The following is an 8,673-nucleotide window of genomic DNA, read 5'->3' as shown; positions in this document are numbered from 1 at the left end:
TTGTCCGCCTTCAGGCCGAGAAAGGGCGCGACCGAGGCCGCCGCCGCCCCGACCAGCAGGGCGCGGCGGGAGAAATCGGCCGTCACCTTCTCGCTGACGGCCAGCGCGGCCGGCCCGCCGCAGCCGCAGGCATGCCCGCCCCCATGAAGATGCTCATGCAATACTGAACAATTCGTCTGCCGCGCGAGAAACGTCTTCGAATGAAAAGACATGCTTGCCCCCAGTTGAAAGGACGGGACCTCGGCGCCGCAACCATCGTCGCGTCGATAGCTCGGAACATAAACGCCCATTATTCTGACCTCCGGAGAACCGCCGCAGCCCGATATTGAGACTCAGCGGGATTGGAATATTCACGTGTCCGGATCGGACCGCTTCGAAACGTCACCGTTGCGCGCGTGGACGTGAGCGTGCGTGTGGACATGCGCATGGGAGTGGATCTCCGCGTCTTGCAGCCGTCCGTCTTCCAGAAGCATCGCCCGGCTCGCCAATTCGGCGACGAATGCGCTGTCGTGGGAAACCAGTAGGATCGCCCCTTCGAAGTCCCGAAGGGCGCAGAACAAGGTCCGGCCGTTGACCGCGTCCACCCCGTTCGTCGGCTCGTCGAGAAGCAGCACGTCCGGGCGCATGGCGAACAGGCCGGCCAGACACGCCAGCCGCTTTTCCCCGCCCGACAGCCGGTGACTGAACCGATCGGCCAAGTGGGCGATCCCGAGCTTGGCGAGCGCCTCCGTTGCTCGGGATCGGGCTTCGTCCTCGCTACAGCCGATGTTGAGCGGACCGAACGCGACGTCTTCGATCACGGTCGGCGAGAAGAGCTGATCGTCGCTCTCCTGGAACAGGAAGCCGATGCGGGGGCGCAAAGCACGGAAATGCTTTTCCTCGCTGCACACGTCGCCGAACAGGCAAACAGTGCCTGCCTCCGCACGCTCCAAGCCGACGATCGTTCGCAAAAGCGTGGTCTTGCCAGCCCCGTTGGGCCCGACGATCGCCAAACGCTCGCCCTGGTGAAGCGCCAGGGAGGCCTTCCGGAGAACCGGCACGCCATTGCGGCTCACGGTCAGATCGCCGAGGCTCAGAAGCGCGGTCATGGCCACCCCGATATCAACATGACGACCGACAAGGCCGCGAGCAGGGAGAAGCCGATCCAGTCACCGACGGCCGGCGCTGGCAGTGCCGTGTGCAGAAAACGTCCGCTGAAGCCCCGGCACAGCATCGCCTCCTCGACCCGCTTGCCGCGTTCGAGCGCCCTGACCAGCAACATGCCGATCAGATAGCCGTAGCTGCGCCAGGTATGGCGGTTCGATCGGGGCGAGAACGCCCGCGCCCGCATGGATTCGTGCAGGCGAAGCGCCTCCTCGCGAAGGATCGACAGATAGCGCACCGTCGTGACGAACAGCCGGACGATGGTGTCCGGCACGCGCAGGGCCTGCATCGCGGCCCCGATCCGCGTGGGCTCGATCGGTCCGAGGAGCGTCATCACGATCAGCACCGAGGCCGAGACCTTGCAGGCGACCAGTCCCGCGCGGATCGCGCCTTCAACTGTCGCCGTCAGCGGACCGACGGAGAAAAGCGGCGTACCGGCCACGCTGAAAGGCAGCGACAGAAACAACAGAAGCACAAAGCCTTCCACATGGAGCAGGCGCCGCCACAAACGCCTGTTCGTTCGCTCGATCAGCGCAACGAGGCAGGCCACCCCCAATGCGAGCGCGGCCGTCCGGATATCCTCGACCTGGGAAAGCGCCGCCACCAGCACAAAGGCGGCGACCAGGCGCAACCGCTCGTCCTTCGGCAGGATCATCGCAAGCGCCCCCGCGCCCAAAGCGCCATTCCCGCCAAGCCGATGATCAGAAAGATCCCCGACAGGATATCGGCGAAGCGCAACCGAGCGTCCATCTCCTCGATCCGTTCCAGCAACGGCTCGACCTGGCGCTGAACGGCCGCATCGACCAACGCGGCGATGTCCTCTTTTCCCGCCTCCGACGCGTCGTCGGTCGCGGATACGTCAGCGGGTGCATCCGACGCCGCAGCAGGAACCGCCCCGAAGCGCGACGCGGCGAGCGTGGCGGACGCGATATGCCCTTCCTGGGTATCGACCGTTATGGTGATGGCGGACGCAAGCGACGGTGGCGGGACGAACCGGAAGTTCCCCTCCTCGTCCGTCTTGCCTTCGGCGATCACGGCACCCTCGCCGTCCTTGGCCACCCAGGGTGTCTTTTTCGCCCGCCCTCCCCCGATGAAGAAGGCATAACCCATCACGGCCTCGCCCTTCACGGCCGCGAAGACCTTAAGCTTGTGCGCGGCGGCAGGTGCGGTCAAAGCCAGAACCACCGCCAAGCCGATAACGAGCCGCCGGATCATGTTTGCGCCCACCTCAAGGCATCGGGTTGGATGCGGGCGAGGAACGTCACCACCGTCGCCGTCACGAAGGCCTCCCCGATGGCGAGCGGCACGTAGGTCGCCAAAAGCACTGCAGCCACCGGCGTATAGTCCGGCGAAGAGAGCCAGATCGACAGCGCCACGAGGCCACCGGTGCCCAAAACGGACAGCCCGCCGACGAGACCGGCCAGCGCGAGGCGGACTCCGGCCGACTTCGTCGAGCGGATCGCGGGGCCAAGCACCGCCGCCAACAGCACGCCGGGGAGAGCGATGTTGACCATGTTGACGCCCAGCGTCGTCAGCCCGCCGAAACCGAACAGCAGCGCCTGAAGCAACAACGCGATCGCCACGGCCAGGAAGGTTGCGGGGCCGAGCATGATGCCCATCAACCCCGCAAACAGAAGATGGACGCTCGACGGCCCGACGGGCACCGCGATCAGCGATCCGGCGAAGAAGGCGGCGGACAGGATCGCGACCTTGGGGATCGCCCTGTCGTCGAGCCGGCGCAGGCCAAAGGCCAGGCCGGCCGCGGCAACGACCGCACCGCCAACGAGAACCGGAGCCGACAGGATGCCGTCAGGAATGTGAGCCACGTCGGGTCATTCCTCTCCCATGGTGGTCGCCTTCACCCACATCAGCGCGCCGAGTTCCACCGGAACCTGCTCGCCCTCCGGGGACGTCATCGCCTCGTCGCCTTCGAGCAGGGCGGCAAAGCCCCACCAGCCGGCGCGCGGCATGGCGTAGGTGAAGGTGCCGTTGGCATCCGCTTTGATGACCTGCGTGACGAAGGCATCGTTCGGCGCCTCAACGGATCCATCGTTGATGAACTCCACCTCGATCTCGGCGAACGGAACCGGCTCGCCGGACTTGAGCACCACACCGGAGAAGACGTTGCCGGCCCACACGCCCGTCGGCCGGGTCAGCGGCTGGATCTCCACCGGAAGTCCGACCAGGTCGTCCCACCCCTCACCCGAGGCGTAGCTGTCGACGACGGTCTTGGTGTAGTGAACGATGAACTTTCCTTCCGCCGGCTCCCAGTAAGGCTGCGGCTCCACGAAGAAGATCGACGCGCCGGGCTCGACGAGCGTGTCCGTAACGCTCCAAGCCGTGACGCCTTCCTGCGATGTCTCAGTGATCTTCGGCAGAAGATCGACGACCTCGCCGCCGGAATAGACCCCGAGCCGCGCCGGCTTCTTCATGGTCATCACCGGCCCGCCATCGAAGGGATGGGTAAAGACCATATCCACGGTGACCTCACCGCCTTCCGGCAGCACGTCCCGGGACGGGATGAGCTCTTGGAAATGCGCCATGGCCGGCGTCGCCAGAGCGACGATACCGATCAAGCCTGCAAGCGAGCCAGCGACCGATGAAGATGTAAATCGCATTTTATCCTCTTGGGTGTTGTGCCGCTTCCGACAGTTTTCGGAATACAGCGCGGTTGAAACCTTTCCCTTGTCTGCCGATTGGCTTCGGCCCTCACATCGCCGCGTGCACCGAGGCTTTGATAAGCACGGTCACATGGGGCTCCCGATCCATTGCTGGGCCGTCCGCAAATCGGCCACAGGCACGCGATGCGGTTCGTCCACCCTCGCCGCGGCGTCCTGCAAAACGCCAAGGCTGGCCGGCTTCCGCCCTTGATCGTTGTCGGAAAGACCCGGCGCGCTCATTGTCAGAAACGCGATCCAGCCAAGTGCCAGCACCATGCACAGGACCGAAACCGGAATGCCGGCACGACAGAATTCGCGCATTCCAATCTTGATGCCGCGACCTGCCGCCTGCTCCACCACGATGATGCCGGCAAGACTTCCGAAGATGATCAGGTTGCTGGAAAAGCCGGTTCCGAGGGCGAGCGCCGCGCCGAGCGCGTCGACATTTCCGGTGTGCGGAAGAAATGGCGCCAGCAGCATCACCGCCGGGTTGTTGCCGACGACGTTGCTCAACACCGATGAGACCAGAAACAAAATCGACGGATCGGTGAGGTCGAGCCCCGACGACTGCAGGTCATGGATCACCTTCTGCGGCAACCCGGCCTGGGCGAGCGTCGCGTTGACGACGAAAAGCCCCGCCAGAAGCAGAAGCAGGTTGCCATCGACAGTCCCCAGCACCTCTTTGGAGGAGACCCGGCGGCTGACCAGGATGATTGCGGCCGCCGACAACGCGATCATCTCTCGCGGCCAGTCGGAAAAGACGAAGGCGGCGATGACGGCGATCGTGACGATGCCGGCCTTTGCCGTTTCCCCAAGATCATGTCGCGGGCTTCGCGGCACGTCGACGCGAGCGGCTTCACCCGCCGCGGAGGCCTGCAAGGTCCACCTGCGCCGATAAAGCAGCGAAACCATCCCCCACACGAGCGGCAAGGAAATCAACGCCGGGACGAACGCGACCTTCATGAACCCGAGGAACGACAGGCCAAGCGTCTGCGCGGCAATCATGTTTTGCGGGCTACCGATGATGGTCGCGACCGACCCGGTATTGCTTGCGAAGCAAAAGCCAAGAAGAAACGGCGTCGGATTCAAGCCGCGTGACATGGTGATCGTCACCAACAACGGCGTCATGGCGACCACGACGACATCGTTGGTCAAGACAGCGGACAATCCTCCGCTCGCCGCCACCAGAAATGCCAGCAAGACGGGCGGCGACACGCGCAGCGAGGCGATCTTTTCGGCAACCGCGGAGTAGAAGCCCGACACGGTGAAGGCTCCCGACACGATCATCAGGCCGAAGAGCAGGCCGATCGTGTGGTAGTCGATGGCCGCCCAGGCCCCCTCGTCCGTGATCTGGCGAAAACCGATCATGGCGAGCGCGCCGGCCACCGCCGCACCGGTGCGATCGACCCGGAAGCCCGGCAGATAACCCAGCGCCAGCGCCAGATAGACCAGGAGGAAGATGATGACACTGATATCCACAGTGTTTCCTGCCGCTCGCCCGCCACCCAAAGAAATACTGGTTCCGGACCACCTCGACCCGGAACCAGCACGCCTGAGCGAAAGAAAGACCTCTATTTATTGATGTCGTTCTTCATGTTCCAAAGATTGAAGGCACGCTCTCCATACATCTTTTCATCCAGACCTTCTTCCTGAAGATCATCGGAGACGCGCAAGTGTCCGAATGCTGCCAAAACCTTTAAGATGATCATGGTGACGATCCAGGAATAGACCGCGACAACGACCACAGCGAGAATTTGAACCAGAAGCTGATGCGTGCTCGCCGACACCGCATTGATGTGCGAACTCGCCGCCACACCGATCAGGATCGCACCGGTCATGCCACCCACGCCGTGGGCGCGCCAGACTTCAAGCGTGTCGTCGACCTTGAGCCACTTCTGGACATATTTCGCATTGAAGCAGACCGTCGCGCCGATCGCGCCGATCAACAGGGCAGCGATAGGCTCCACGTAACCGGCGGCCGGCGTAATGGTCGCAAGGCCGGTGACCGCGCCGACGAGAACGCCGGAGAACGAGGCTCGTCTCGTTTCAAGCCATTCCCAGGCCATCCACACCAGCATGGCCACCGCACCGGCGAGCATGGTGTTGGTGAAGGCATAGACGGCCAGCGCGTCCGCGGCATAGGCGCCGCCGGCATTGAAGCCGAACCATCCGAACCAGAGCAGCCCCGCCCCCAGCGCCACCAACGGCAGGCTTGCAGGCTGGCTCTCCGGGTCCCCGACCGCGACCTTGCGCTTTCCGAGGAAGCGGGCGGCGGCGAGCGCGGAAAATCCGGCCGACGTGTGGATTACGATGCCGCCCGCGAAATCGACGACGCCGAGCTTGGCGAGGAAGCCGCCGCCCCAGACCCAGTGCGCGGCCGGCAAGTAAATGAGAATGGTCCAAAACGCGACGAAGAAAAGGTAGGCCCCAAACTTGAAGCGTCCGACGAACGCACCCGTCATCAGCGCCGGCGTGATGATGGCGAACATCATCTGGTAGGCGAACACCATCATAAACGGAATGTTGGGCGCATAGGTGGGATTTGGCTCTATCCCAACGTGGTACATTCCGAAGAAGGGGCGGATGTCGCCAATAATACCGTTGATCGATGGACCGAACGCAAGGCTGAAGCCACCGAAGACCCAGATAAGACTGACGATGCCGATACAGACGAAATTCTGGATCATGATGGACAAGACATCGCGCTGCTTGACCAGCCCGCCATAAAACAGCGCAAGTGCCGGCGTCATCATGCAAACCAACGCCGTACACATCAGGACAAAGGCTGTATCGCCCGCATTGATCCCGTGCATTGTCTTTCCTTTTGAGTTCGATCGATATTCGAGCGAGCGCGATCTAGACGTTCCGGGTCGTCGGCCCGCGCCCGCGTGGATTGGCTTGCGCGCCGGTCAGCTTGTGCTTTCCGTCACGAGATGATTTTCGACAGCTCTGTGGGGATGCGGCGCCAACAACTTCTTCGGCGCGATGAAGAGATACATCGTCACCACGTAGGGCGCGGTGAAAGACGGCAGCCCGAGCGGAGAGGTCAGCACGTCGTAGGACCCTTGCAGGAACACCGTGACGATCGTCGCCAACAACGCATAGACAACGACCTTCGCCGAAGTCTTGAGGAACACCACCCCGACCGCCATGGCCGTCAAAACGGCGCTGAAGCCATAGAGACCCTGGATCACCGAGTGCGGATCGGCACGCAGGACGATAGCCGTCGCCATCGCGATCACCGACCCCAGCGCGGCCGCTACTCCCGCGGGTCGTGAGGCGATGAAGATCCCGACAAGAATAATGGCGCCCGAAATCTCGTTGCCGAGAAGGAAAACCTGGCCAATATTCCGGAAGAAGATCTGCACAAGCTCCAGATTGGACGGGATCGTCGCGACACCCTGGACATAGTCCGAAACCAGTTCGGGCCGGTCTCCGGACACTTCCAACGCGCCGAACGTGTAGGCGCCGGCAACAAGCAGCCAGCCCGTCAGCACGAACGGTCCGGTCGAACCGGGAATGCCCCAGCTCTTGGTGATCATGGCGCCGAGGGCCGCCGTAACGACCGTACTCATGGCGGAGCCGATGACGATATAGAACCAGAGTTCCGGTGAAGCGCTGATAAAGGTGGGGATCGCGATCCCGACCAGAACGCCGTTGAAGCCGAACAGTCCGGACGTAACGGACTCCTCGTCGCACTCTAGAAAGCGGGCGGTAAGGGTTGCCACGACCAGGCCGATCACGGCCCCGATCGTCGTCGTCCAGTTTTCGCCCGCGTAGCTCGCATAGGCGATCGCGACGAGAAACAGCGCGCCGGTCAAGGCGTTTTCCATGAAGAACACTTGACCAGCACCGCGCAGGCACTGTGTCAGGATATCTTTTCTTTTCTCGGTCATGATCAACACCCCCTCTTTTCTGCTCAGCGCCACAAAAATTCCGCCGGCAGCGTGTGCCCGCGCGCTTCCTCGCGAACGATTTTCCAGAACCGCCGAACCTCAGCGCGCACGTCGTAGCTCTCGACACCGACCGCGCGCAGCATCAGGCCGGCACCATTCGGCAGCCTCGAAACGCCGGAGATCGCGCGCGGACGATCGTCTCCGAAGTGGATCTCCATCCGCTCCCAGATCTTCTGGGCGATCTCGGGTGGCGTAATGCACACAATATTCGCGAAGACGTCGTAGCCGCGCATGACCGCGGCATAGTCGAGCGTCTCGTTGTTCTTTTCGATGAGAAGTCTTTCGGAAAACAATTTTTGCCCATCCGGACGGCGGGCATTGACCATCGTCAGCAGAAGGTCGAATCCGAAGCGCTCGTTCGCCTGATGATGCTTGCGCCCGCACATGGTCATTTCGCCGTAGAGTAGCGTAGCGCTGTCATGCACGACGAGATCGGTATCGCTGATGAAGCGGGAGTCCCGGTAGGGAATGGTGAAGTCCGGCAGATATTCCAGGTATGACCCGGCCTCCAGGACGACCGTCTGATGTTGGGACGCGTAGTTGGCATCCATCTGATGGATGCGGTTCGCCCCTTGAGACGTGACGTGTGCGCAGGCCCCCTCGCCGACGGTGATGTCGATCGTATAGCGATCGCCCTGCAGAATGCCGCCGCCGACCGAGATGATCGAACAGATCGGCAGCTCCGGCATCGCCTCGTCCCAGTAAAGCGCCTGCTGAACCAGCAACGGGGCGACGCGATAAAGATCGGAGAGCACAGAGCGGCCGCGCTTCAGGGTAAACCCCAGCCTCAGCTCGCCGATCTTTCCTGGGCCGGCCGCACGCATTTGCGGCGGCTCGCTCTGGAAACCACTCAGCTCCGAAAACGTGTCGATCCGGCGGAGGCGCTCGTGCAGGCTCATGGTGTCGCGTGGCCG

The 8,673-nt window shown here is 62.9% G+C and carries 9 protein-coding genes and 1 pseudogene; all 10 read right to left on the bottom strand.

Features of this window, described 5'->3' with window-relative positions; genetic code table 11:
- Window positions 1–290, bottom strand: a pseudogene (locus HNS03_RS14060) (hypothetical protein); the annotation flags it as partial.
- A gap of 60 nt (window positions 291–350) precedes the next feature.
- A complete protein-coding gene (locus HNS03_RS14055) occupies window positions 351–1,088 on the bottom strand; it encodes an energy-coupling factor ABC transporter ATP-binding protein (protein ID WP_367196133.1) in 738 nt (245 codons plus the stop codon).
- Entirely contained in the window at window positions 1,085–1,798 is a 714-nt protein-coding gene (gene cbiQ / locus HNS03_RS14050; RefSeq protein WP_367196132.1) for a cobalt ECF transporter T component CbiQ, read from the bottom strand. The genes HNS03_RS14055 and cbiQ overlap by 4 nt, the downstream gene beginning before the upstream one ends.
- Window positions 1,795–2,358, bottom strand: a complete 564-nt coding sequence (locus tag HNS03_RS14045) for a cobalamin biosynthesis protein CbiL (RefSeq protein ID WP_367196131.1) — start codon at window positions 2,356–2,358, stop codon at window positions 1,795–1,797. Before HNS03_RS14045 ends, cbiQ begins: the two co-directional genes overlap by 4 nt.
- Window positions 2,355–2,969: a cobalt transporter CbiM gene (gene cbiM, locus HNS03_RS14040; RefSeq protein WP_367196130.1), complete on the bottom strand. Its 615-nt coding sequence runs from the start codon at window positions 2,967–2,969 to the stop codon at window positions 2,355–2,357. The genes HNS03_RS14045 and cbiM overlap by 4 nt, the downstream gene beginning before the upstream one ends.
- Window positions 2,970–2,975: 6 nt before the next feature.
- On the bottom strand, window positions 2,976–3,761 hold the full coding sequence (locus HNS03_RS14035) for a DUF4198 domain-containing protein (protein ID WP_367196129.1): 786 nt from the start codon (window positions 3,759–3,761) through the stop codon (window positions 2,976–2,978).
- A 129-nt stretch (window positions 3,762–3,890) separates the two neighbouring features.
- The gene (locus HNS03_RS14030; RefSeq protein WP_367196128.1) at window positions 3,891–5,282 is read right to left on the bottom strand and encodes an SLC13 family permease; all 1,392 of its coding nucleotides are present in this window, start codon (window positions 5,280–5,282) and stop codon (window positions 3,891–3,893) included.
- Window positions 5,283–5,374: 92 nt separating this feature from the next.
- Window positions 5,375–6,616 carry an ammonium transporter gene (locus HNS03_RS14025; protein ID WP_367196127.1) on the bottom strand — a complete coding sequence of 414 codons (1,242 nt, stop codon included), beginning with the start codon at window positions 6,614–6,616 and terminating at the stop codon, window positions 5,375–5,377.
- 96 nt (window positions 6,617–6,712) lie between these two features.
- Window positions 6,713–7,699 (bottom strand): urea transporter, encoded by a 987-nt coding sequence (yut, locus tag HNS03_RS14020; protein ID WP_367196126.1) that lies wholly within the window; start codon window positions 7,697–7,699, stop codon window positions 6,713–6,715.
- Window positions 7,700–7,722: 23 nt separating this feature from the next.
- Entirely contained in the window at window positions 7,723–8,658 is a 936-nt protein-coding gene (locus HNS03_RS14015; protein WP_367196125.1) for an urease accessory protein UreD, read from the bottom strand.
- Window positions 8,659–8,673 lie beyond the last annotated feature (15 nt).

Source organism: Amorphus sp. 3PC139-8 (assembly GCF_040750475.1).
In the GTDB taxonomy this organism is placed as follows: domain Bacteria; phylum Pseudomonadota; class Alphaproteobacteria; order Rhizobiales; family Amorphaceae; genus Amorphus.
This window is presented reverse-complemented; position numbering and strand designations above follow the sequence as displayed.